Raw genomic sequence first — 24,071 nt, 5'->3', positions numbered from 1 at the left:
TGTGTTTGGTCGTTACCATGTTAATGGAATCAGCATGTTGATGCGAGCGGATCGCCAAAATGCAGCAAAAAACAGCTGGTAGCCACACTCAACTTCCGTCTGAACCCTCGTCCGACGAGACGACTCAGCCGCAGCGCGCCCGCCGCTCTCTGGCAATTTCACTTTTGCGTGCTCGCGAAGGGGTGATGAGCCATTTTCGGCCGATCCTGGCAGCGCATGATGTGACAGAACAGCAGTGGCGCGTCATTCGTGTTCTGTACGAGGCGGACAAGTTGGATGCGAGCGAGGTGGCAGATAAGGCCTCAATTCTCGCCCCGAGCCTGACGCGGATGATCAGGTCGCTTGAGGAGCGCGGTTTCATTACCAAACATAGGGATGACGACGACGGCCGACGGGTGCTGTTACAGATTACTTCGGCAGGACAGGCTATCGTCGAAGAAGTTATGCCGGAAAGCTTGAAGGTGTATGCTGACATCGATAGGCGATTTGGAGCCGAGCGAATGGAGAGACTTCTCGACATGCTGGAAGAGCTCACCGCTTTAAGGCTCGAAGAAGCGCCTGATACCTGAACTAATTAATATGTTAAATAAAATTGACGATCCGTATGAACTGTAGCAGTCTCCAATTATGCTAACGCTGTTTGGGAGGCAGAGTTGGATCTATTGCAGAATCGCAGCCTCGTCGATCGGGCACAATTGCTGTCGAAAGCCTTGTCTGCCAGCAACCCGCCAAATTCGATGCCGTCAATGAGGGGCGCGACACCAACTGTGTCGTGTCGGTTGCCGGGCAGGAGTTCGAAGCGAACCAGATTTCCTAGGGCGTCTGTCAGAGCCAGTATTTTGGTGGTCAATCACGGCGAGATCCCAGGTCTCATCCATCATGCTGACCGTCGGCCTGACCCCGTGGCCACCGGCATTGGCAATCAGGATATCGAGCCCGCCGAAAGTCTCGTTGACCTTCTCGACGGCAGCCTTCATCGCCGCACCATCGGCCGCGTCGGCGGCAACGACGGTCGCGCCGATTTCATCGGCGACGGCCCGAAGCGGCTCGGGACGTCGCCCGACGAGCGTGACATTGCCGCCTTCCTGCCGGATGCGGCGGGCAACCGCCGCGCCGATGCCCGTGCCGCCGCCGGTGATTATGGCTGTTTTGTTCTTGAAACGCATGCTGCCTCCTCTTGACCTTCGCAATCATGATCGAAGCATGCCGAGGCGTAGCGTCTATTTGTGCAGTTGGTTTTGACTGAGCGTGCAAAATGATGCAGGCCGTGCAAAACAATACAGGCGGAAAGTGTCAGTAGACCTTCGCATCGGTTGCGGGTCTAGAAGGTTCCGCTTTCTTGAAGTCGTCGAGGAGCCTGGTCGTCGCATTGGTGAGCAGCGTGACATCGTTGCCGATGGCGACGAAGGTGGCGCCGAGCTCGAGATAGCGCTTGGCCAGAGAGAGATCGCCGATGAGAATACCGGCGGCTTTGCCGTGCGACTGGATCCTGGCAAGTGCCTTTTCAACCTCCGCCTGCACCGCGCGCGCGCCCGGCTTGCCGAGATGCCCCATATCGGCGGCAAGATCGGCCGGGCCGATGAAGACGCCGTCGACGCCGTCGGTCGAAGCGATCGCATCGAGTGCGGCAAGCCCTGCACGGCTCTCCACCTGCAGCAGCAGGCAGATCTCGTCATTGGCGGTTTGCAGGTAGTCGGGAATGCGGTTGAAAGCCGACGCCCGGGCAAGGGCGGCGCCGACGCCGCGCACACCCTGCGGCGGATAACGCATGGCGCGGACCATGGCCTCCGCCATCTCCTTGCTGTCGACCATCGGAATGAGCAGCGTCTGCGCGCCGATATCGAGCATCTGCTTGATGATCCAGGTCTCGCCGACCGGCGGGCGGATCACCGCATGGCTCGCCGCGCCTTTCATAGCCTGCAACTGCGAGACCAGAAGCGGTACGTCGTTCGGCGCATGTTCGGCGTCGAGCAGCAGCCAGTCATAACCGGCGCCGGCTGAGATTTCGACCGTGTAGGGGTTGGCGAGCGCCTGCCAGAGGCCGATCTGGGCGCGGCCTTCCTTCAGAGCCTGCTTGAAGAGGTTTTTGGGCGCGGGCATGGTGCTGATCCTTAGGCAAAGAAGAGGCTGACGGAGCCATAGGGGCCGAAGTCGGCGACGATGGTATCGCCGTGCCGCGCCTCGATCGGACGAATGAAGGAACCCGCCAGCACGATCTGGCCGGCGTCGATGCCGTCACCATATTGCGCCAGGCGATTGGCAAGCCAGGCGACGCCGCGGGAGGGCTGATTGAGAACGCCGGCCCCGAGCCCCGTCTCTTCGACCTCGGCATTGCGGCTGACGATCGCGCCCATCCAGCGCATGTCGATCTGGTCGGGCTTTACGGCGCGGCCACCGGTGACGATGCCGGCATTGGCGGCGTTGTCGGAAATGGTGTCGACGATGGTGCGCGCCTTTTTTGTCCCAGGATCGGCGCGCAGGATGCGGGTGTCGAGGATTTCGAGCGCAGGCGTCACGTAATCGGTGGCGTTCAGCACATCGAAGATCGAGATCCCAGGCCCCTTCAGCGGCGCCTTCATGACGAAGGCGATTTCGGCTTCGATGCGCGGCTGGATGAAGCGGTCGGCGGGCACTGTCGCGCCGTCCTCGAATAGCATGTCGTCGAAGAGCACGCCGGAGTCCGGCGTGTCGATGTTCAATGCATACTGCATCGCCTTCGAGGTCAGTCCGATCTTCCAGCCGATCGGCTTGCGGCCGGCGGCGATCTTCTTCTTCACCCAGGCGGCTTGTACGCCGTAGGCATCGTCCATCGTCATGTGCGGATACTTCAGCGACAGAAGCTCCGTCTGGACGCGCGTCCGTTCTGCTATATCGAGCCGCTCGGCGGCCTGCCTGATCTCGTCTGACGTCAGCATCTCACACCTCGTCGGCGATCGTGTTCGTGAGGACGCCCATGTCGTTCGCCTCGACTTCGACGACGTCGCCGGGCTTTAGCCAGATCGGCGGATCGAAGCGGGCGCCGGCGCCCGTCGGCGTGCCGGTGACGATCACGTCGCCGGGAACCAGGGTGGTGAAGGTCGAGACGTAGTTGATGATTCTGGCAAAGGAAAAGATCATCCGACTGGTGCGGTCGCTTTGGCGCACTTCGCCGTTGACCCGCGTCTCAAGCTTGATATTGGCGAGTTGGCTCTCATCCGTGAACGGGATCAGCCACGGACCGATCGAGCCGGTCCGATCGAAGTTCTTGCCCTGGGTGACGTTGAATTTCGCATGCCGCACCCAGTCTCGGATCGTGCCCTCGTTGCAAAGCGACAGGGCGGCGATGTGGGAAAATGCATCCGCTTCGGCAATCCGCCGGCCGCCTTTGCCGATGACGATAACGATCTCGCCTTCATAGTCGAGCTGCGGGCTTTCCGGCGGCCGGATCAGCGGCTGGCCGTGGCCGGTAAACGACCGGGGAAAACGGATGAACAGGGAGGGATTGGAGGGGGCCGCCTGGCCGTCCTTATATTCCTCGTTGCGGTCGGGGAAGTTGACCCCGACGCAGATGATCTTTTCCGGCGACGGAATGGGGATCTCGAAGCGGATCTCATCCAACGTATAATCCGGCTTCAATGTCTTGCCTTCGTTGGCGAGCTGAGCGAGGCGGCCTGCCTCGATGACCTCGCGCAGGCTCGGCCAGGTCGCGCCGTGGCGGGCCGACAGGTCGACGACACCGCCGTCGATGGCAAGCCCGTAGCCATGACGGCCGTTTCTGGAGAAGGACAGGAATCTTGGATGGGTCATGCTTTTCTCTCGGGCCTTGCTTTGGCCTCAGGCGATGCCGCCGAGGCAGACATATTTGATTTCGGTGAATTCCTCGATGCCGTATTTCGAGCCTTCGCGGCCGAGGCCGGAGAGCTTGACGCCGCCGAAGGGGGCTTCGGCCGTCGAGATCAGCCCGGTATTGACGCCGACCATGCCGTATTCCAGCGCCTCGGCGACCCGGAAGACGCGGGCGAGATCCTTGGCATAGAAATAGGAGGCGAGACCGAACTCGGTGTCGTTGGCCTGGGCGATCACGTCGGCTTCGTCCTTGAAGCGGAAGAGCGGTGCCAGCGGACCGAAGGTCTCCTCGCGGGCAACCGCCATCTCCCTGGTGACATCGGCGAGGATGGTCGCTTCGTAAAAAGTGCCCCCGAGCGCGTGTTTCTTGCCGCCCTGAACGATGCGGGCGCCCTTGTCGACGGCATCGGCCACGTGCTCCTCGACCTTATCAAGCGCTGCCTTGTCGATCAGCGGCCCGAGGATCACGCCCTCGTCGTAGCCGTTGCCGGTCTTGAGCTTGGATACGGCGGCAGCGAGTTTCTCGGCAAAGGCGTCGTAGACCTTTTCCTGCACATAGATGCGGTTGGCGCAGACACAGGTCTGACCATTGTTGCGAAACTTCGCGATCAGGGCGCCCTCTACCGCCGCATCGAGATCGGCATCGTCGAAGACGATGAACGGCGCATTGCCGCCGAGCTCCAGGCCGAGCTTCTTGATGGTCGGCGCGCTCTGCTTGTAAAGCTCGGCGCCGACCTCGGTCGAGCCGGTGAAGGTCAGCTTGCGCACGACGGGATTGGCGGTCATTTCGCCGCCGATCTCCCGTGCGGAGCCGGTGATCACACTGAAGAGGCCCTTGGGAAGTCCGGCGCGTTCGGCAAGGATGGCGATGGCGATCGCCGAAAACGGCGTCTGGCTGGCCGGCTTCAGCACCATGGCGCAGCCAGCGGCCAGGGCGGGCCCGGCCTTGCGGGTGATCATGGCGTTCGGAAAGTTCCACGGCGTAACCGCGGCCACCACGCCGATCGGCTGCTTCATCACCATGATGCGCTTGTCGGGCTGATGGCCGGGGATCAGGTCGCCGTAAATCCGGCGGCCTTCCTCGGCGAACCATTCGATGAAGCTCGCGCCATAGACGATCTCACCGGTGGCCTCCGCCAGCGGCTTGCCTTGCTCCAGCGTCAGGATGCGGCCGAGATCGTCCTTGTTCTCGATCATCAGCTCATACCATTTGCGCAGGATGCCGCAGCGCTCCTTGGCGGTCCTGGCAGCCCAGCCCTTCTGCGCGATCCGCGCGGCCTCGATCGCGGCCCGGGTCTCGGCGGCCCCGAGCTTCGGGACGTAGCCGATGGTCTCGCCCGTGGCCGGATTGGTGACCGCGATACCCGTCTCCCGGTCAGCCTCAATCCAGTGATCGCCGACGAGGGCTGCCTGGCAGAACAGACTGATATCTTTGAGCTGCATGGTGACGGTCCTTTATCGATGGAGTTGATGCGAAGCCGACGCGCGGCGTCGCATCATGGGCTGATGCCGATCATGGGGCAACGATCGGCTGCGCTTTGAGATCGGCTTCCCGTATCGGCGTCCCGGCAAACAGGCTGCCATGCTCGAACCAGGATTTCGGCGCCGTGGCGCCCCAGAGCGTCTGGCGCTGCGGATCTTTCAGATCCCACTTGATCGGCTCGAGGTCGGGATCGACCGTTTGATAATCCGAGCAGTAGATCTCGATGCGGTGGCCGTCCGGATCGAGGATATAGAGGAAGAAGGCGTTGGAGATGCCATGGCGGCCGGGGCCGCGCTCGATGTTGGACACCCAGCCGGTCGTCGCCATCAGGTCGAGCAGGTCGATGATGTTGAGTGGTGTCGGCACCCAGAAGGCGGTGTGGTGCAGCCGCGGACCCTTGCCATTGGTAAAAGCAATGTCGTGCACGCCGCCTTTGCGATGCGTCCAGGCGGCCCAGAGCCGGCCGGTTTCCTCGTCGGCGGTGTATTCGGTGACGCGGAAACCGATCTCGTTGTAGAAGGCCACCGATTCATCGACATTGGGCGAGAAGCAGTTGAAGTGGTCGATCCTGAGCGGCTTGACGCCCTTGTAGAGCGCATATTTCTGGTGGATCGGCGGCAGGCGGTCCATCTTCGAATAGAATTCGAGCGGAATGCCGAGCGGATCGCGGGTGCGGAAGGTGCGCGCCTGGTAGGGCCGCTCGACCCATTCCACCGGCAGGCCCTTGCCCTTGAAGAAGTGCGCAGCCTTGTCGAGATCCTCGTCGCCAAAGACCTTGAAGCCGAGGTCGCGGGCCTCCGATATCTCCGACTTCCTCAGGACGATACAGTGGTGGCCGCGCTCTTCCATGGCGCGCAGATAAATGGTGTCGGCCGTCTCGTCGGTCACCTGAAGGCCGAGCGTATCGACATAGAAGGCGCGCGATTTGGCAAGATCCTTGACGCCGTATTCGACATGGCTGAGGCGCACGATGTTGAAGGGCGGGTAGAGATTGGGTTGCGGCAAGGGCATGGGGGTTCCTCCTCTTTATACCTGCTGCTGTCGTTCAGCCGCCGAGCTTCTGGATGGCGTGCGGCTTGGTGGCAAAGGCGACGTTCTTGGTTTCCATGTAAAAGTCGAAAGACCAATCGCCGCCGTCGCGGCCGATGCCCGAGTTCTTCACTCCACCGAAGGGGGTGGGCAGGTGGCGGACGTTTTCCGAGTTCACCCAGATCATGCCGGCCTCGAGATGATCGGTGAAACGGAAGGCGCGGGTGACGTCCGATGTCCAGAGATAGCCGGTCAGGCCGTACTGGACGTCGTTGGCAAGGGCGAGCGCCTCGGCTTCGTCCTTGAACGGAATGGCGGTCAGCACCGGCCCGAAGATCTCTTCTTGGGCTATGCGCATTCCGTTGTCGGCGCCGATAAACAGGGTCGGCGAGACATAGCAGCCGCCGCCCGGACCGTCATATTTGGCACCGCCGGCCGCGACCGTTGCGCCTTCCGACTTGCCGATCGCGATATATTCCAGCACCTTCTTCTCGTGTACCGGATGGATCAGCGGTCCGATGACCGTCTCGGGATCGAGGGGATGGCCGACGTTGATGCGGCTCGCCTTTTCGGCGACGAGCGCAGTGAACCTGTCATAGACGCTGTCCTCGACCAATAGGCGCGAGGACGAGGTGCAGCGCTCGCCGTTCAGCGAGTAGATCATGAAGACGGCGGCATCGGCGGCGCGCTCCAGATCGGCATCAGCGAAGACGACGACCGGGTTCTTGCCGCCAAGCTCGAAATGCACCCGCTTCAGCGTGTCGGCGCCCTGCTTCATGATCATCGAGCCGGTGCGGCTCTCGCCGACGAAGCCGATCGCCTTGATTAGCGGATGTTCGGTCAGCGCCTTGCCGGCATCCTCGCCGAAGCCGTTGACGAGGTTCCAGACCCCCTTCGGCAGGCCGGCCTCTTCGGCGATTTCGACGAGCAGGCGTGCCGTCAGCGGCGAGAACTCGGCCGGCTTGTGGACGATGGTGCAGCCGGCGGCGAGTGCCGGCGCAATCTTCCAGGTCGACAGCATGAACGGCGTGTTCCAGGGCGTGATGATGCCGACGGGGCCGATCGGATTGCGGGTCGTGATGTTGACCTGGCCGTCGGCGCGAATCGATTTGCCGTCGCGGGCTTCAGGGGCGCGATCGGCGAAGAAACGGAAGTTCTCCGCACCGCGCAGCGCCGCCTTGGCCATGAACTTCAGCGACTGCCCCGTGTCCATGCATTCGACAAAAGCGATCTCTTCGGCCCGCGCGACGATCGCGTCGGCGATCCTGTGCAGCAGCTTCTTGCGGGCATCGCCCGGCATGGCGGCCCACTCGGCAAAGGCTGATTTGGCGGCCCTGGCGGCCCGGTCGATGTCGGCGGCCTTGCCGCGCGCGACGGTGGCGAGCGGCTGCAGATCGACCGGCGAAATCGTCTCGAAGGTCGAGCCGTCATCGGCCGTCACATCCTCGCCGCCGATCCGGTTCAGGACACCGCGTTCCTTCAGCCGCGCAAGATAGGTTTCGGCCTTTGCGATGTTTTCCTGCAGTTTGGACATCGTCTATTTCCTCGATGTTGTCTCATCCCGCGACGCGGGCGTTGTCACTTGCCGCGAAGCCGCGGATGGATGGCGTTCTTCTTCCAGCTCAGCTCCGCATCGATCTCGCGGATCTCCAGCGACAGCGCGAAATGCGGCGTCTCGAAGAGCGGGCCGAGAACGTCCGCCGCCGCCGCAAAGATCGCTTCGCCCGTGCCCTTCTTCTCCTCAGCCGTGCGGCCCTTGCCGATGCGGAAGTTCAGGTCGACGAAAGCGTTTTCCGGGAGCTGGTCGGCAATCGCATAATGATCGGCGCGAAGGGCGCGGACGCGCACCGCGCCGAGTTCGAAGAGGCCCGTCTCCAGCACGGTCTTCAGCAGCGCCTCGCAGAGCGCGCCGATATCAGCGCGATCGTCGAGATTGGCCGAATATTCGATGGTGAGATGTGGCATCGATCCTCCCCGATCTCTATTTACTTAACATGTTAATAAATTGACCGTGGATGTCAAGCTCCGGTATCGAGCTTTCTTGCGAGTTCCAGACTTTCGGCGACATAACGCGACAGGCGCTCGGCGGCGTTCGGGATTTCGGGCCGCTCGGCAAGCCAGCCGATATAGGTGAGGCTCCTCAACACCATGAACAACGGCAGGCATTCCAGCGCCGCATCGGAAAGACCGCGCCGGCTGCGATAGCCTGTGATCAAGGCATTCTCGATGGCGGGGTAGGCTGGCTCTTGGCGGTTCTTCAGCAGTGCCGTGGCGAGATCGAACAAGAGGAAGCCATATCCCGCATCGTCGAAGTCGATAAAGGCGACACGATCTTCATCTCCCGTCAGGAAGATGTTTTCGCGTACAAGATCGGCATGGATCAGGCCGTAGTCGAGGCCGTGTCGCTGCGCATTGGCGAGGCGGTGCCGCAAGTCGTCGCGCAACGCCGAGAGCGCCGAGGCCTCGTCGCGTGAAAGTCCCGGGCAATCCCAGAAGCGGCCCCAGAGGGGTTTTTCTCCGAGCAGGCCTTCGGCGTCCCATGCCGGACGGCGGAAATCTGCCGGCAGAGCCCACGCGTCGGCCAGATCATGCATGGTCGCCATGGCATGGCCGATGCAGAAGAAGATATCTGCCTGCGTTTCAGCCGGTTGCGACAGCGGCGTACCGCTCTGCCCAAGGGCCGCGCCGTCGACCCAGCTGACGACGTCGGCATATTGCTCGGGAAACCGGCAGCTCTCCGGAAGGCAAATGAGGTTTTGCCCGTTTCCGGTCGGCACGGGGCACGGCACATCGAGGCCGCCGAACCGCAGCGCTGCCATAAGGTCCAGTTCCGAGCGCAGGCTCGTCTCGTCATGATAGCCCGGCCGATGCAGCCGCAGGGCGGCAGATCGGCCATCGGCAAGCGTGATACGGAAGACGGCGTTTTCCCGGTATTTCAGCAGAACCGGGTCGTCCGCCAAGGCCGACCAGTGGCCGAGCGCTTCCAGCGCCCGTTCCTGCAGGGCATCCCGGATGGTTTGCGGCAGTTGATCGCCCATCCCTGCCTCACAAGCTGCCAAGGACGTCGTCGAAGACCGACAGCATCAGGTCGGCATGATCCCTGGAGAACGGCATCGGCGGGCGGATCTTGGTGGCGCATTGATGGATGCCGATCTTGCCCATCAGCACGCCACGCTCGCGCATCGCATTGACGATCCGGGTCGCCTGCGTGACGGCCGGTTCCCTGGTCGTCTGGTCCAGCACGAATTCCATGCCCATGAACAGGCCGCTGCCGCGCACGTCGCCGATGATCGCATGTTTTTCCGCAAGCCGCTTGAAGGCGCCGCGTGTATATTCGCCGACATGGCGGGCGTTCTCGACGAGCTTCTCATCCTCGATCACATCGAGGACCGCCATGGCGGCGGCGCAGGAGACCGGATTGCCGCCGAACGTATTGAAATAGCGGAACGCCTTGCGGAAAGCGTTCAGCGTATCGGCATTGGCGACGACGCCGCCGACGGGATGACCATTGGCCATCGGCTTGCCGAGCGTCACGATGTCGGGAACGATGCCGGCGCGCTGATGGCCCCACATATGCGAGCCGGTGCGGCCGAAACCCGGCTGCACCTCGTCGGTGATGACAAGGCCGCCGGCCTTGCGCACGGCAGCCACCGTCTTGACGAGGAAGCCCGGCGGCAGATCCGGAAAACCTTCATTGGCAAAGAACGGATCGATGATCAGCGCCGAAAACCCGTGCGGGCCGTCCTGAAGCGAGGCGATCGCCTTCTCGACCTCGGCAGCGAAGGCCGCGGCAAAGGCATCGCCGCCTTCGCCGCCGAGCGGACGGTAGCTATCGGGCGCCGGCACGTGCCTGACATGACCGCCGAAGCCGCCGACCGGCGGCATGCGGGTCGACAGCTGCGACACGGCAGCTGTGTTGCCGTGATAGGTATGGTCGGTGGCGATCACGCCGGTCTTGCCGGTGACGGCCTGCGCCATGCGCAGCGCGATGTCGTTCGCCTCGCTGCCGGTGCAGGTGAGGATCGCGGCGTCAAGGCTCCTATCGAAGGTCGCGGTCAGGCGTTCGACATAGTCGAGAATGCCTTCATGCAGATAGCGCGTATGGGTATTGAGCGTCGAGGCCTGTCGTGTGATCGCCTCGACCACGCGCGGATGGCAATGGCCGACATGCGGCACGTTGTTGTAGCAGTCGAGAAATTTGCGGCCGTCGGCATCCCAAAGCCAGACGCCCTCGCCACGGACAAGGTGGACCGGCTCCTCGTAGAAGAGCGACATGTTCCGGCCGAGAAGGCGCTCGCGACGGGCGATGAGGGCAGCATTGTTGGACATGATCAGGCTCCCGCGGCGGTGAGACCGGCGTCAAGCGCCGTCAATATCGTCTGCACGTCCCCGGCCGTGATGACGAGCGGCGGCGACATGATGACATTGGCTCCCGAGGTGCGGACGAGGGCGCCGGCATCATAGGCAGCATCCTGCACCTTTTGCAGGACATCCTTCGACGCCGCGCTCTTCTTGCCTCGATCGCTGACGAGTTCGAGCGCGCACATCAGGCCCTTGCCGCGCACGTCGCCGATCAGCTCGTGCTTCTCCTGCAGTTTTTTCAGGCCGGCCAGCAGTTCGTCGCCGCGGGCGGCGGCATTGGCGGCGACATCCAGCCGCTTGGTCTCCTTCAGCGTCGCAAGTGCGGCGGCGGCGCCGACCGGATGGCCGGAATAGGTATAGCCGTGGCCGATCGTGCCGACCCCGTTCTTGTTGCTTTCGAAAACTTCGGCGACGTTGTCGGCGATCATGACGGCGCCGAAGGGGAAGTAGCCGTTGGTGATCGCCTTGGCGGTGGACATGAGATCGGGTTTGACGCCCCAAAGGCGCGATCCCGTCCAGGCGCCGGCACGACCGAAGGCGGTGATGACTTCGTCGGCGATCAGCAGAATGCCGTGGCGGTCACAGATCTCGCGCATCAGCGGCAGGAATGTCTCATGCGGGACGATGACGCCGCCGGCGCCGAGCACCGGTTCGACGATCAGGGCGGCGATGGTGTCCGCCCCCTGGAAGGCGATCTCGTCTTCGAACAGCCGGCCGATGGCCGCCGCGATCTCTGCGGCGTCGCTCATACCGAACGGATTGCGATAGGCAAAGGGTGCGGGCAGGTGAAAGACGCCCGGCAGCAGCGGCTCGTAGTTGCGGCGGAAATTCTGGTTGCCGTTGACGGATGCCCCGCCGAAATGGGTGCCGTGATATCCCTTCTTCAGCGCAACGAATTTGGTGCGCTCGGGCTGGCCGTTGATCTTGTGATATTGCCGCGCGAGCCGGAGGCAGGTTTCGACCGAATCCGAGCCGCCCGACGTGAAGAAGGAGCGGTTGAGCCCGTCTTCCCGGAACCATTCGGCAAGCTCGTAGGACAGTTCGATCAGCGGCGAATTCGTCGTGCCGCGGAACGTCGAATAGTAGGGCAGCTCGTCGAGCTGGTCGCGGATCGCCTTCTTCACCGGTTCGCAGGAATAGCCGAGATTGACGTTCCAGAGGCCGCCGACCGCATCCAGCACCTTCTTGCCCTGGATATCGACGATCTCCACGCCCTCGCCGGCGCTGATGATGCGCGGCGGATGCGCTTGCATTTCGGCCGGGTGGGCCATCGGGTGCCACATGTGACGGGCATTGTTTTCGGCTATGAAATTGGTTTCACGCATCTCTATTCCCTTCGGTTCAGAGCCCCAGCATCGCAAGTGCGCGGGCATAGCTTTCGGCAGGCCGGGTGACGTCGAAATGCACATGCGGCAATCCGACGGCTTCAGCGCCTTCGATGTTCTTCTTCTGGTCGTCCACGAAAACGCAGGCTTCGCGCGGCAGGCCGAGCTCGGAAAGCACCTGTTCGTAAGCGCGCGGATCGGGTTTCAGGATCTTGGTGTAGGTGGCATCGACGATGACGTCGAAGAGTTCGATCAGCGGGAAGCGCTTGCGGAACTCGACGCCGTAGAAAAGATCGAGCTCGTTCGACAGGATCGCAAGCTTCAGCCCTGCGTCCTTGACGCGCAGGATGGCGTCGCGGGCTTCCGGACGCAGCACGAGTTCGGGCTCGGCGCCACGGGCCCGGCGCACGAAAGTCCGCATATCCGTCCAGGTTTCGCCGAGCAGGGCGCCGACTTCACTGGTGCGACTCAGCCAGTAATCGCGCTCGGTGATCTCGCGGTTCTGCATCGCCACCCACAGCGGATCGGTTGTGGTGTCGAAAGGCCCGAGCCAGCCGAGCGAGCCTTTCGCAAGCCCGAGCGTGCGTTCTGTGATGTCATGCGTCTCGAACAGGGTGCGGGTGACCACGCCGCCGAAGTCGAGGATGAGGGCGCGGTTTGCAGTCATGGCCGTCCTTTCGGGATCACGCCTTCGGCGACCCAATTGTCGAAAATGGCGAGCGCGGCGGCCGAGAAGGACGGCGCATTGATATGGGCATCGACCTCGTGAAGGGCGACGGAGGCTGGGAGGGCCCGGCGCATCTCGTCGAGGAAGGCGGTCAGCCCTTCCGGATCATGCAGCGGCTCGTCGGCTTTGTCCCATTCCTGCAGCCCTTCGGTCGGCAGCAGGAAGGCGACCTTCGCATCGGCGCGCTCGAGCTTTCGCCCGATCAGCCGGGCGACTTCCCGCCGTCCCTCGGGCGATGTCGTCACCGATCCGATCAGCCGGTTGTGAGCGTGATACGGACGGTCAGTAAAGATGTCGGGCAGGGGCTGCCAGGCCTGCAGATCGACCATATCGATGGCTCCCGGAGCGACGATCTGAGGGATGCCGGCGCGGCCGGCATTTTCAAGCCTGTCCGGTCCCGAGGTGACCACCGTGCCGTAATGATGGTTGCTGACCTCCTGGATGCAGAAATCGAAGACGGCGGCAAAGCCGCGCTGGGAGGCAATGGCTTCGAAGGCGCGCCCGCCCATGCCGGTGGAATGGAACACGGCGACGTCGTAGCCGCGCTTTTCCAACTCGGGCCTCAGATGCTTCATGTATTTCAGGCAGGAGGAGCCGAGCGAAGTCATGCCGATGAGCGGGCGTTCGCAGTCGGGCTTGCTTCCGTGCTTGGCGGCCCCGACAACGGCGCCGCAGGCCTGTGACAGGACTGAGCGGCAGATACCGTTGAGGCCGTAGAGGCCGCCGGCCCAGAGGATCATCATCAGATCGGGCGCGATGCGCTCGGGCGGGATCAGATGGGAGTAGGCGATGGTCGAAACCACGAATTTCGGCACGCCGAGCGGCAGGACGGCTGCGACGTCAAGCGCCAGATCCGTGCCCATGGAGCCGCCGAGCACGATGATGCCGTCCACCAATCCTTGATCGTAGAGCTTACGGACAAGTGCAGTCGCCCCCTTCGCCATGGCGGCCATGGCACTGTTTTCGTTACCGCTTTCGGTGATCGCCGCAATCGAGGTCGCGGCGGCTTGCGCGATGTCATGTTTGGAATAATCGGGTAGGTAGGGCGGGTCGCCGAGAACACTGACATCGACCATGACCGGTCGGCCGCCGGCTTCTTCTATGACGGACGCCATGAATTGCAGTTCGTCGCATTTGGTGTCACCGGTTCCGATGACGAGTATTCTTGGCGAAGGAGCCACAGGGCTCATCGATCCGTCCTCCTGATTTTTACACTGGTTCCCATGGGCCTTTCCGATCCGTAGTATTTTTCTGAAATCGCATCGGCGGCCGTGATGGCCTGAGCCCCGAATTCGTCGATCGCCGCCTTTGTGATGCGGGCCAGCGGGGCGGCGATGGCGACGCAGCCGACCGGATGACCGCCGGGTGCGCGGATCGGCGCAGCCGTGCTGACGACACCGGCTTCGAGACCTTGATGGCTGATGGAAAAGCCTCGCGCAGCCGTCTCCTGGAGCAGATCGCGCACCCGTGCGGGATCGACGACGGTGTGGTCTGTGAACTTTTCGAGTGGCTTTTCAAGCGCTTCGTCGATCTCCGTCGGCGGGCAGAAGGCGAGGAAGGCCAGGCCGGATGCGGTGGCGTGAAAGGGCAGGGGGATGCCGACTTCGACGATGACGCGGTGAGCCCGCGGCGAATCCTCCACGTGGATGGTCGAAAGCTGGCCACCGGAGAACTCGGAGAAATGCACCGTTTCCATCGATGTTTCGGCGAGCGCCTTGATGAAGGGAATGGCAACGCGCAGGAACGGATAGCGGGCCTCGCGAATGCGTGCGAGACGAACCGGCGCCGATCCGATCCGATAGCGGCGGGTATCGGGATCCTGCTCGACGAAACCGTGTTTTTCCAATTCCACCAGAAAGCGGCGGGTCGTCGCCTTGTCGAGCGCGCACAGGCGGGCGATGTCCGTCAGACCCGCCTCCTTATCCAGTCGCGACAGCGTATCCAGCAATGAAAGCGCCTTTCCGATCGTGCTCATCGTTCCTCCTCTTGGGTCGGGTCATGCCCAGGTTTCCCCGCGTCGGCTCGGCGCCATCGGTCAAATCAGGCCGCAGACCCTGCGCCGCGGCACGATGGCGGCGACCCAAGATACTTAACATGCGAAATAACTTGACAGACGCAGGGATTGTTTGCAAGTCTATATTTGAAGCTGCGGTTCAAATAATGAACCATAAGCGCTGACGGCGGTAAAATCAACAAAAGCATAAGCGCCCGTTTGTCAGTCCGGTTCTGGTGGAGGTCGCCTGCGCGCAATCGCAGGGATTATCGGATGTTCTTAACAAGGGGAACGAAGGCAGATGAATACGCAAAACTCGCAAGGCACGGCTGAGAACCAGCTGCGCAAGAACAGCCTCGGCGTCGGTGCCGTGACCTTCCTGGTGGTTTCGGCCGCAGCCCCTCTGACGGCGGTTGCCGGCGGCGTGCCGCTGTCGATGATGCTTGGCAATGGACCGGGCATTCCGCTCACTTTTCTGCTGGTCACGCTGATCCTGCTGCTCTTTGCCGTCGGCTACGTCGCCATGGCCCGGCACATCCGCAATGCCGGCGCATTCTATGCCTACACGGCCCAAGGTCTGGGCGGCATGATGGGAGGAGCAGCGGCGTTGATCGCCATCCTGGCCTATAATGCGATGCAGATCGGCGTCTTCGGCCTGTTCGGCGCAGCAACCTCGGGCCTCTTCGCCGGCCTCGGCCTGCAATTGCCCTGGTGGGTCTGGACCTTTATCGGTATCGCGATCGTGGCCGTCTTCGGCTATCGCCGTGTCGATCTCTCGGCCAAAGTTCTGACCGTTCTCGTCATTCTCGAATATCTGGTCGTCCTGGTCATCGATGCGGCGATCTTCTTGAAGGGCGGCGACAGCGGCCTTTCGGCCACCCCCTTCACGCCAGCTGCGTTCATGAGCGGCACGCCGGCAATCGGCATCCTTTTCTGCTTTGCCGCCTTCATCGGCTTCGAAGCCACCACTATCTACAGCGAGGAAGCCCGCGAGCCGCACAAGACCGTGCCGCGTGCGACCTATATTTCCGTGCTGATCATCGGCCTCTTCTACATGCTGACCTCCTGGCTGATGGTGGCCGGCAGCGGCGCCGACAAGCTTGTTCCCGAACTGCAGGGCCTTGCCGATCCGACGACGTTCCTGTTCGGCCTCGCCGAGCGCTATGTCGGCCACTGGATTGTCGTGGTCATGAACATCCTGTTTGTCACCAGCCTGTTTGCCGGCGTGCTTGCCTTCCACAACGGCGTTGCCCGTTACATGTATGTCGCCGGCCGCGAAGGCTTGCTGCCGAAGTCTGTCGGCGTCACCCATCCGGTATTCCAGAGCCCGCATGTCGGCTCAGTGATCCAGACAGTCATTGCGGCTGTCGTCGTCGCTCTCTTTGCCTTCACCGGGCAGGATCCGGTGCTGGCGCTGTTTTCCTGGCTCACCAATGTCGGCACGCTGGCAATCATCCTGCTGATGGCGTTTACCGCATTTGCGATCGTTGCCTTCTTCGGCCGCAATCCAGGTCTCGAAAACAATATGCTGGTGACCAAGGTGCTCCCGGTTGTGACAGGCGTAATCCTGATGGCGCTGGTGGTCTATATCACCATCTATTTCGGCAGCATTGCCGGAGCGAGCGGCGTTCTGGCCGTCTTCCTTCCGGGTCTCGTGCTGATCGCAGCGATCATCGGCTTCATGGCTGCCGCGCGGTTGAGATCGGCGGATTCAGTGAGCTTCGGACGTCTCGGCGCGGGCCAGGAAGCCTGATGAAACTGGTTAGATTGGCGGGCGGGGCGCATCGCCCGCCGATCTAACGCGCGCAAAATCGCTGCACAGTTTTGCGCGACATGCTTTAATTTTGCGAGGATTGAGATGCAGGACAAGATCAATCAACTCCGGATGCTCGACATTGCACCTCGGTCGCTGTTCATCGGCGGCGCATGGCGACCGCCTGTCAGCGGTGCTGCGATGGATGTCATCTCGCCGATCGACGGAACCCGGTTGACGACGATCGCCGATGCCGGCGCCGACGATGTCGATCTCGCCGTCAAGGCAGCGCGGCGTGCCTTCGAAAAGGGCAGTTGGTCGAAGGCAGCACCTGCTGAGCGCAAGAAAGTGCTGCTGAAGATTGCCGAATTGATCGAGAAGAGCGCGCTCGAACTCGCCGTGCTCGGCGTGCGCGACAACGGCACGGAAATCTCCATGGCGCTGAAGGCCGAGCCGGGCAGTGCCGCCGGCACCTTCCGCTACTATGCCGAGGCGATCGACAAGGTCTATGGCGAGATCGCTCCGACGGTCGACAATATTCTCGGTCTCGTTCACCGCGTGCCGGTGGGCGTCGTCGCCGCCATCGTGCCGTGGAATTTCCCGATGATGATCGGCGCCTGGAAAATTGCACCGGCACTAGTGGCCGGCAATTCCGTGGTCCTGAAGCCGGCCGAGGGCGCGTCGCTGACGCTGTTGCGGCTCGCCGAACTTTGCGCAGAGGCGGGATTGCCGGATGGCGTGCTCAACGTCGTCACCGGGCGCGGCGCCGTCAGCGGCGAAGCACTCGGGCTGCACATGGATATCGATGTGCTGGCCTTTACCGGTTCAGGCCCGGTCGGGCGCCGGCTGCTGGAATATTCGGCGCACTCCAACCTGAAGCGCGTTTATCTCGAACTCGGGGGCAAATCTCCGAACATAGTCTTTGCCGATGCGCCGGATCTCGATCAGGCGGCCACGGTGTCGGCCCACGGCATCTTCCGCAATTCCGGCCAGGTCTGCGTCGCGGGCTCCCGCCTGCTTGTGGAAAAATCGATCCACGAGGAATTTTCGGAAAAGGTCGCCGGCATTGCCGCCTCCATGAGGGTCGGAGACCCGCTGCAGCTTTCCACCGAAGCGGGCGCGATCTCAAGCGAGATCCAGTTGCAGAAAGACCTCGGCCATGTCGCCCAGGCCGTGTCGGAGGGCGCTCTGCTGCGCACCGGCGGCGCCCGCATCCTGGAGGAGACGGGCGGCTATTACATGCGGCCGGCGGTCTTCGACGTGACGCCATCGATGGCGCTTGCCCGTGAGGAGGTCTTCGGGCCGATCCTGTCGGTCATTCCGTTCGAGACGGAGGCGCAAGCCCTGCAGATCGCCAACGCCACGGAATACGGCCTGGCCTCCGCCGTCTGGACGTCGAACCTGTCGCGCGCCCACCGGATGGTGCGCGGAATCCGCGCCGGCGTCGTGCATGTCAATACCTATGGCGGGTCAGACAACAGCGTTCCGCTCGGCGGCGTCAAGCAATCGGGCAATGGTCATGACAAATCGTTGCATGCGCTGGACAAATATGTCGATCTGAAAACCGCGTGGATCCAGCTCTAAAACAGGAATTTCGGCCAGCAGTCAGCACCGAAATCACCGTGACGCCCGTGATGCAGAAGCTCATCGAAGAGCCGGACGATTCCGCCTTGTCGCTTATGCTGCATGACCGCATGCCCGAGGACCAGACTCGCACCATAGAATTCGTGCTGCCGACACTCAAAATCGTGCAGCTCGGCGGCATGCAGGAGCCTGGCCACGGAGCGGGTTCGATCATGGCAGGCCCTTTGCAGAACCCGGATCAGTTCGCGGAAGTGAAGGGCGATCTCGATGCGCTTCTTCCGCGCTCCGTCGACGAAGCCTTGCGCTGGATCACGCCGATCGCTACGCAGACGCGACAGACGACACAGGCCGTCGAAATCGGTGGCGTGACGATCCCGCCAATCAACCGGTCGCCGCCGTGCTCGCCTCGGCCTCGTATTGCGAGAGCGGTTCACGGATCCGGGACGCTTCGACATTCACCGTACGAGGGAAGTCACGCGGCCTTCGGCTTCGGCCATCACTTTTGTGCAGGGCGCTGGTTTGCCCGGCAGTAGATCACTTCGGCGTCCCCCTATCTGATCGACAAACCGCCGGAGATCGCGCTCCGTGATGACGGCCCGGTGCAGATTCGCGGCTGGGAATTCAGCGCTCCCTCGACATCGAACGTCACGCTGCGATAGGTGGTACAGCGCAGGAGTTTTTTCAGGCGCTGTACCACTTTGACGCCAGGCATCGGCCCGATGCACTAGCCACCGAAACTGCCCACCTGCGTCGGCACGTTGATATAGTTGCGGTCGAAGTAAAGCAGTGCATTGCCATCCGCCCGCGAGCGAATGCCAATGACCTGGCCGATGAAGATATGGTGCGTGCCGACCAGGCGCGCCTCGGCGAGCCGGCAGTCGAAGGAGACCATGGCGCCGGCCAGTGCCTGGGTTCCCGATGGCATATCGACCCATTCCGCCGCGGCATACCGGGCCGCCATATCCGCCTGGCGGCCGGCGAAATAGCCGGCCAGCTCCTGGTGATCATCTGCGAGTACGTTGACGCAAAAGCGGTGGTTTTCGAGAAAGACGCCGCATTGGGCTGAGCGACCGTTCATGCAAACGAGCAGTGTCGGCGGTTCGTCGGTGACGCTGCACATGGCGGTGGCGGTGAACCCGCCGCGCCCGGCGGGTCCGTTGGTGGTGATGACGTTGACCGGGGCGCAGACCCTGGCCATCGCATTGCGGAACTCGGTTTTCGAGACTTGCTCCTCCATGGTCGTCGCCTCATTCGGCCGCGTTACGCACGGGAGACGCTGCATCGAGCGGCGGCAGCCAGGTGTCGCTGGTCCAGCCATTTTCGTCGTAGTCGCTCATGCATTGGTCGACGAGCGCTTCCATCTCCTTCAGCCGTCCGCCGCGCTCGGCGCCCTTCAGCACCTGCAGCCGAACTTCCTCAGGCGCGCCGGCATAGTTAAGTTCGTAGAGCGCGTGACGCCCACCGAATTCGGTGCCGGTCGCATCCCAAAGCAGTTTCATGATCTTGATGCGCTCGATATGGCCCATGTCGTTGGAACCGCGCACATATTGGGCGAGATAGCGGTCGATCTCGGGATTGCCGAAATCCTTGGTGGAGGAGGGGAGATAGATCAGCCCCGAGGCTACGACCTTGCGCACCGTCTCGATGACGCGCGGATAGGCCTCCGACATGAAGGTGCGGTAGGAAAGCGCCGCTTCCATGTTGGGCAGCACGGCGCCGTTCGCCCATGGTTGCGGATTGTGGGCCATGGCGTTGGAAAAGGACCAGAACATGTGGCGCAGCGCAATGACCTCGCCGAGCGCCGCCTGATTGCCGCGGAAGGCATCACCGCCGGTGGCCCGCAGTGCCTTTGCAAGCAGCCCCGCCATAAAGTCAAGCTTGACGGCAAAGCGCGTGCAGCCTTGGAAGCAATAGCCGTGCATGAAGCCGGAGGCCGGATGGAAGGACAGGATCTTGGCCGCATCGCGCAGGACCAGCACGTCCTCCCAGGGGACGAAGACGTTGTCGAGCACCAGGATTGCATCGTTCTCGTCAAAGCGGGAGGACAAGGGATAGTCGAAGGGCTGGCCGATCGTGTTGGCGGTCTGCTCGTAGGAGACGCGGCAGAACATCTTGATCCCGGGCGCATTCATCGGAACGATGAACATGACCGAGAGCGAGGGGTCTTCCGTCACCGTCGCCGAGCTTTGGGCGAGAAAGTTGTAATGCGTCAGCGCCGAGGACGTGGCGACCACCTTGGCGCCGGACACGTAGATGCCGGCATCGGTTTCCTTGGTGATGTGGACGAAGACATCCTTGACGGCATCGGCCTGCTTGTGCCGGTCGATCGGCGGATTGACGATCGCGTGGTTCATGAACAGCGCTGCTTCCTGCGCGCGTTTGTGCCAGGCGAGTGCATTGTCCTTGAACGGCCCATACCAGTCGGCATTGGCACCGAGCGTGTTCATCAGCGCCGCCTTGTAATCGGCGGTGCGGCCCATCCAGCCATAGGACATGCGAGCCCAATCGGCGATGGCGCCCTGCTGGGCGACGAGCTCAGCTGAAGATTTCGCCACCCGGAAATATTTGTGGGTATAGCCGCCATTGCCGGTATCGGTCGGCGATGTCAGCCGGTCTTTGGTCTTTTCGTTATGCAGCGCATCATACATCCGCGCGATCGAACGCGCGGAATTACGCATCGACGGATGGCTGGTGACGTCGGCGATGCGCTCGCCGTTGATATAGACCTCGCGACCGTCGCGCAGGCTGGCGAGATATTCGGCGCCGGTAAACGGACGGGTCTTGTCGCCGCGGTGGTCTTCAGCTCGCATCTCAGGTTCCTCCCTTGGAATATTGTCAGAAGCTAAAACGGGAGCCGCGGATAGACCATGGACAAAGAAGGGAATTCGCTGGTACTTTTTCCGGCATGGCGACACGAAGCGACGTTCCGATTTTTTTCGTCTATGGCGAGCCGAGCCGCTCGCTCGATGTGGGATTCCTGCATGTCGAAACAGTGATGGAGCGAAAAACCCTGCATTTCGGACATGTTTCGCCGCACAAACATCCGCTGATGGGGCAGATCACTTACTGGTTTCAAGGTGGCGGAGCCTATCGGATCGAAGAGGAGACTTGGAATTTTTCCGCTCCCGCCGTGAGCTTCGTGCCGAGCAACGTGGTGCATGGTTTCGATGTCGACGAACAGTCCGACGCGATTGTCGTGTCGATCTCGGACGACATGCTGAAGGCGATCGTGCCGCAGGTCGCGCTCAATCTCGACGTGCCGACCTTCCTGGCCGGCCAGCCGTCGGACCCGGTATGGTCGAAGCTCGGCACACTCCTCGACATGATTGCCGAAGATTATCGTGATCGCGGTACGGAAGACGAGAAGGTGCTGTGTGGTCTGATCGGCGTCGTGCTGTCACTGATGGGCCGCATCGGCGGTCGCGTGGCGTTGCCGTCCACCTCGACGACGGTCTCACTCGGTCTTGCGCTACGCCGTGTCATCGACCTTCACTACAAGGAGGATTGGCCTGTCAGGGCCTACGTGAATGAGCTTGCGACCACGCCACATCTGCTCGACAAGGCGGCCCGCGAAGTCTTCGGATTGTCCGTCAAGGAGTTGCTGCTGGAGCGGCGGCTGCTGGAGGCGAAGCGTCTTCTGATGTTCACCGTCCGATCGGTGGAAGACATTGGGCGCGAAATCGGTGTCGAGGATCCGGCCTATTTCACTCGCTTCTTCCGCAAGCGTACCGGCGAGGCGCCCGCTGCCTGGCGCAGGCGCCATCTGCAGGAGACGGCCTCGTCGACGACCTGAACATGAAGCGCGAACTATTGCCGCGTTACCGGCTCAGGTCGTTCGGTTGATTTCCATCCGGAACTGAGCCGGTTCAGTTTCGGGGTGGAATTCTTTGCCCGATCGACCGTTGCCCCTGATCTTCCTTCTCATAACTTGACCAATGAGCGCCGCCACATCGTTGCGGTTCATGATATCAGGCGCACACAGCTCGAAAAGTTCCATAGGCCAGGCGATCTTCGGTGAGCGCGATGGCGGCAACCTCCGCGACGTCCCGGTAATCCACGCGGCTGAAACGGGTCTCGGCTGACCACGGCTCAGCCAGGCAACTGGTCTCGACGATCCGTTCCCATGAAGGGGCGCGTAGTTCTGAAACTACACGCATGGGAAGTATCGTGTAATCGAGATCCGAGTTGATCAGTTCGTTCTCGACCGGCGTCTTAGCCGCATGGTTGGGCAGGCTAAGGATCGGGTGGATCACCGACGAGAACACGAACTTGCGCACGCCAGCGCGCTGAGCCGCCGCGATCATGTTTAGTCCAAATTGGACTTCATTCGGCTCGAACACAGGGCCGATGTAGAAGACACCGCTCACGCCTTGCAAAGCCGCATCAAGGCTTTTTGGGTTAGAGAGATCCCTGCGGCCACCTCATGAGCGCCGCGATCTTTTGCGGTTTGAACCTGCTCCGGTTTGCGAACCAGGCCGCGAACCAGTGCACCGCGATCGACGAGCGCGGGGATCACGAGCCCCGCCAGGTCGCCGGCCGCTCCGACTGCCAGAATAGTCACACTCATCACCTCCCCGACGTGCGCGTGCTGCCTTCTATCCGAATGCGATATCGACCCGAAAGGCATGTGCACTCGGCATTGCCGCGATTGATCGCGACAATCCGCATCATGTATCAGGAGCGGCTGTTCATGCGCTCGAACATGGCTTCACCCAATTTGCGCGTCTGAACAGAAACCCCGACAAGAACCTCGTCATTGCCAGCCTCCAGTTGGGCCAGCGCTTCGGTTGCGAACGCTTCGGGAGTGACCATCATATTGTTAGCCGTCCCCTCGCTGCGCTTGTCGCCGCCAAGACCGGTATCGACGATCGGTGGGGCGACTTCCACCACACGTATCCCCGTCGCCTTCAACTGGTGGCGCAGGCTGAGCGTGAAAGAGTGGATCCCTGCCTTGGTGGCACAATAGACGGGGACATCAGCCATCGGCGAAAAAGCGAGACCGGAACTTACGTTGACGATCAACGCGTGGCTTTTTTCCTTTAGCATTGGCAGGAGTTCGGCGATCAGGTGGATCGGTGCCGTAAGATTGATGGCCACTTCCTGGTCGAGTGTCTGCATACCGGGATCGGAGGTGAAGTCGCGGTGGTTCTGAACACCGGCGTTGTTGATGACTGCGTTGAGATCGCGATGTTCCGCCTTCAGCCATTCGACCATCGAACGGCGGCTCCCGGCATCGGCAACGTCGCAAACCCGCGTGACCAGCGCCGGCAAGTCCGCCTGTGCCTTGGCCAGCGCATCGCCACTTCGCCCGCAGATGATGAGTTTGTTGCCCCTCTCGGCAAGGCCCCGCGCAAGCGCCAGACCGATGCCGGTCGCGCCACCGGTGATAAGAATTGTGTTTCCTGTAATAGTCAAAGTCGTGCGTCCTTCCATCGAGTTTGAAAGGTGAGCCGACAATGACCTCAGGGTTATCAGCGGACACACCTCGACGACCGGCGAGCCGGTCCAGGTGTCGCGGATACCCAAATGGGAGGAGTTGCCGTCCAAGGGGACGGCGACCGGGCTACCATCCGGCCAGCACTCTTTCGACAGCGATTTCCTAGCAAAGTCGGAGACAAAAGGCAATCCGTGGGCGCAGCCAAGGTCAATGCGGGGTAGACTGCAGTTCCGCCTTGCGACTTCCGATTAGATCTCGGCAAAGAGTGGAAATAGCCGCGGTTCTGTCGCAAATTTCTCAGCACATTTGCCGCCAGGTTGGTGATGCCATAGATCTGGGTTGAAGATGAGCAGGCAGGTTGAGTTCCAGATCATGGTCGATTTCAAAGGCAGCCATTACCCGAAAGAGGTTATTCTATACGCGGTATTTTTCTACGTCCGATATGCAGTCTCCTATCGTGATCTGGAAGAGATCATGGCCGAGCGCGGCGTTACCGTTGACCACGCGACGCTGAACAGATGGGTGGTGAAGTATTCGCCGCTTCTCGCCTGCC

Annotated in this window: 23 protein-coding genes and 3 pseudogenes; 6 read left to right on the top strand and 20 right to left on the bottom strand. The window is 62.0% G+C overall.

Annotated elements, in window-relative coordinates; translation table 11 throughout:
• The first annotated feature begins 59 nt into the window (after window positions 1–59).
• Entirely contained in the window at window positions 60–569 is a 510-nt protein-coding gene (gene hpaR, locus HJB83_RS03955; protein ID WP_207584425.1) for a homoprotocatechuate degradation operon regulator HpaR, read from the top strand.
• A gap of 116 nt (window positions 570–685) precedes the next feature.
• Here the strand turns inward: hpaR and HJB83_RS34670 are convergent.
• From HJB83_RS34670 to HJB83_RS03880, 15 genes and pseudogenes are all read right to left on the bottom strand, one after another.
• Window positions 686–850: pseudogene (locus HJB83_RS34670) on the bottom strand (IS5/IS1182 family transposase); the annotation flags it as partial.
• A pseudogene (locus tag HJB83_RS03945) lies at window positions 834–1,166 on the bottom strand (SDR family NAD(P)-dependent oxidoreductase); the annotation flags it as partial. The pseudogenes HJB83_RS34670 and HJB83_RS03945, both read right to left, overlap by 17 nt.
• Window positions 1,167–1,293: 127 nt before the next feature.
• Window positions 1,294–2,100 carry a 4-hydroxy-2-oxoheptanedioate aldolase gene (gene hpaI, locus HJB83_RS03940; RefSeq protein WP_221131299.1) on the bottom strand — a complete coding sequence of 269 codons (807 nt, stop codon included), beginning with the start codon at window positions 2,098–2,100 and terminating at the stop codon, window positions 1,294–1,296.
• Between the two features lie 11 nt (window positions 2,101–2,111).
• A complete protein-coding gene (hpaH, locus tag HJB83_RS03935) occupies window positions 2,112–2,915 on the bottom strand; it encodes a 2-oxo-hept-4-ene-1,7-dioate hydratase (RefSeq protein WP_207584427.1) in 804 nt (267 codons plus the stop codon).
• 1 nt (window position 2,916) lies between these two features.
• A complete protein-coding gene (locus HJB83_RS03930; protein WP_207584428.1) occupies window positions 2,917–3,786 on the bottom strand; it encodes a fumarylacetoacetate hydrolase family protein in 870 nt (289 codons plus the stop codon).
• Between the two features lie 27 nt (window positions 3,787–3,813).
• Window positions 3,814–5,268, bottom strand: coding sequence for an NADP-dependent succinate-semialdehyde dehydrogenase (gene gabD, locus HJB83_RS03925; protein ID WP_221117644.1), 1,455 nt, complete (start codon window positions 5,266–5,268; stop codon window positions 3,814–3,816).
• A gap of 70 nt (window positions 5,269–5,338) precedes the next feature.
• Window positions 5,339–6,319: a 3,4-dihydroxyphenylacetate 2,3-dioxygenase gene (gene hpaD, locus HJB83_RS03920; protein ID WP_207584430.1), complete on the bottom strand. Its 981-nt coding sequence runs from the start codon at window positions 6,317–6,319 to the stop codon at window positions 5,339–5,341.
• A 34-nt stretch (window positions 6,320–6,353) separates the two neighbouring features.
• On the bottom strand, window positions 6,354–7,871 hold the full coding sequence (hpaE, locus tag HJB83_RS03915) for a 5-carboxymethyl-2-hydroxymuconate semialdehyde dehydrogenase (protein ID WP_221131298.1): 1,518 nt from the start codon (window positions 7,869–7,871) through the stop codon (window positions 6,354–6,356).
• 44 nt (window positions 7,872–7,915) lie between these two features.
• Window positions 7,916–8,302: a 5-carboxymethyl-2-hydroxymuconate Delta-isomerase gene (locus HJB83_RS03910; protein WP_221131297.1), complete on the bottom strand. Its 387-nt coding sequence runs from the start codon at window positions 8,300–8,302 to the stop codon at window positions 7,916–7,918.
• Window positions 8,303–8,355: 53 nt separating this feature from the next.
• On the bottom strand, window positions 8,356–9,375 hold the full coding sequence (locus HJB83_RS03905; RefSeq protein ID WP_207584433.1) for a homoserine kinase: 1,020 nt from the start codon (window positions 9,373–9,375) through the stop codon (window positions 8,356–8,358).
• 7 nt (window positions 9,376–9,382) lie between these two features.
• Complete coding sequence (locus tag HJB83_RS03900) at window positions 9,383–10,666, bottom strand: aspartate aminotransferase family protein (RefSeq protein WP_221131296.1); 1,284 nt, start codon at window positions 10,664–10,666, stop codon at window positions 9,383–9,385.
• A gap of 2 nt (window positions 10,667–10,668) precedes the next feature.
• Entirely contained in the window at window positions 10,669–12,024 is a 1,356-nt protein-coding gene (locus HJB83_RS03895) for an aspartate aminotransferase family protein (RefSeq protein ID WP_221131295.1), read from the bottom strand.
• A gap of 16 nt (window positions 12,025–12,040) precedes the next feature.
• Window positions 12,041–12,691, bottom strand: a complete 651-nt coding sequence (locus tag HJB83_RS03890) for an HAD family hydrolase (protein WP_221131294.1) — start codon at window positions 12,689–12,691, stop codon at window positions 12,041–12,043.
• Complete coding sequence (locus HJB83_RS03885) at window positions 12,688–13,941, bottom strand: Tm-1-like ATP-binding domain-containing protein (protein ID WP_221131293.1); 1,254 nt, start codon at window positions 13,939–13,941, stop codon at window positions 12,688–12,690. Before HJB83_RS03885 ends, HJB83_RS03890 begins: the two co-directional genes overlap by 4 nt.
• Window positions 13,938–14,726, bottom strand: coding sequence for an IclR family transcriptional regulator (locus HJB83_RS03880; RefSeq protein ID WP_221117653.1), 789 nt, complete (start codon window positions 14,724–14,726; stop codon window positions 13,938–13,940). Before HJB83_RS03880 ends, HJB83_RS03885 begins: the two co-directional genes overlap by 4 nt.
• Window positions 14,727–15,045: 319 nt before the next feature.
• Here HJB83_RS03880 and HJB83_RS03875 point away from each other — a divergent pair, with 319 nt between their 5' ends.
• From HJB83_RS03875 to HJB83_RS03865, 3 genes are all read left to right on the top strand, one after another.
• Window positions 15,046–16,497: an APC family permease gene (locus tag HJB83_RS03875; protein ID WP_221117654.1), complete on the top strand. Its 1,452-nt coding sequence runs from the start codon at window positions 15,046–15,048 to the stop codon at window positions 16,495–16,497.
• A gap of 105 nt (window positions 16,498–16,602) precedes the next feature.
• The gene (locus HJB83_RS03870) at window positions 16,603–18,081 is read left to right on the top strand and encodes an aldehyde dehydrogenase (RefSeq protein ID WP_221131292.1); all 1,479 of its coding nucleotides are present in this window, start codon (window positions 16,603–16,605) and stop codon (window positions 18,079–18,081) included.
• A gap of 38 nt (window positions 18,082–18,119) precedes the next feature.
• Window positions 18,120–18,614 carry a cytochrome P450 gene (locus HJB83_RS03865; RefSeq protein ID WP_221131291.1) on the top strand — a complete coding sequence of 165 codons (495 nt, stop codon included), beginning with the start codon at window positions 18,120–18,122 and terminating at the stop codon, window positions 18,612–18,614.
• 191 nt (window positions 18,615–18,805) lie between these two features.
• On the opposite strand, the gene HJB83_RS03860 is transcribed toward HJB83_RS03865, so the two are convergent.
• On the bottom strand, window positions 18,806–19,318 hold the full coding sequence (locus HJB83_RS03860) for a flavin reductase (RefSeq protein ID WP_207584442.1): 513 nt from the start codon (window positions 19,316–19,318) through the stop codon (window positions 18,806–18,808).
• A 10-nt stretch (window positions 19,319–19,328) separates the two neighbouring features.
• Complete coding sequence (locus tag HJB83_RS03855; protein ID WP_207584443.1) at window positions 19,329–20,891, bottom strand: 4-hydroxyphenylacetate 3-hydroxylase N-terminal domain-containing protein; 1,563 nt, start codon at window positions 20,889–20,891, stop codon at window positions 19,329–19,331.
• A 95-nt stretch (window positions 20,892–20,986) separates the two neighbouring features.
• Between HJB83_RS03855 and HJB83_RS03850 the strand changes: the two genes are divergently transcribed.
• Window positions 20,987–21,874 carry a helix-turn-helix domain-containing protein gene (locus HJB83_RS03850; protein WP_207584444.1) on the top strand — a complete coding sequence of 296 codons (888 nt, stop codon included), beginning with the start codon at window positions 20,987–20,989 and terminating at the stop codon, window positions 21,872–21,874.
• A 175-nt stretch (window positions 21,875–22,049) separates the two neighbouring features.
• Here HJB83_RS03850 and HJB83_RS03845 read toward each other — a convergent pair whose 3' ends face one another.
• The 3 genes from HJB83_RS03845 to HJB83_RS03835 form a co-directional block, all read right to left on the bottom strand.
• A complete protein-coding gene (locus tag HJB83_RS03845; protein WP_221166554.1) occupies window positions 22,050–22,448 on the bottom strand; it encodes an NmrA family NAD(P)-binding protein in 399 nt (132 codons plus the stop codon).
• Window positions 22,445–22,648, bottom strand: coding sequence for an NmrA family NAD(P)-binding protein (locus HJB83_RS03840; RefSeq protein WP_207584446.1), 204 nt, complete (start codon window positions 22,646–22,648; stop codon window positions 22,445–22,447). Before HJB83_RS03840 ends, HJB83_RS03845 begins: the two co-directional genes overlap by 4 nt.
• Window positions 22,649–22,755: 107 nt before the next feature.
• Window positions 22,756–23,628 carry an SDR family oxidoreductase gene (locus HJB83_RS03835; protein ID WP_259669684.1) on the bottom strand — a complete coding sequence of 291 codons (873 nt, stop codon included), beginning with the start codon at window positions 23,626–23,628 and terminating at the stop codon, window positions 22,756–22,758.
• Window positions 23,629–23,890: 262 nt separating this feature from the next.
• Between HJB83_RS03835 and HJB83_RS03830 the strand changes: the two are divergent.
• Window positions 23,891–24,071 (top strand): annotated as a pseudogene (locus HJB83_RS03830) (IS6 family transposase); the annotation flags it as partial.

This window comes from Rhizobium sp. NZLR11, from assembly GCF_019685115.1.
Taxonomy (GTDB): domain Bacteria; phylum Pseudomonadota; class Alphaproteobacteria; order Rhizobiales; family Rhizobiaceae; genus Rhizobium.
Note: the sequence above shows the minus strand (reverse complement) of the source record. Positions and strands in the feature narration are given on the sequence as shown.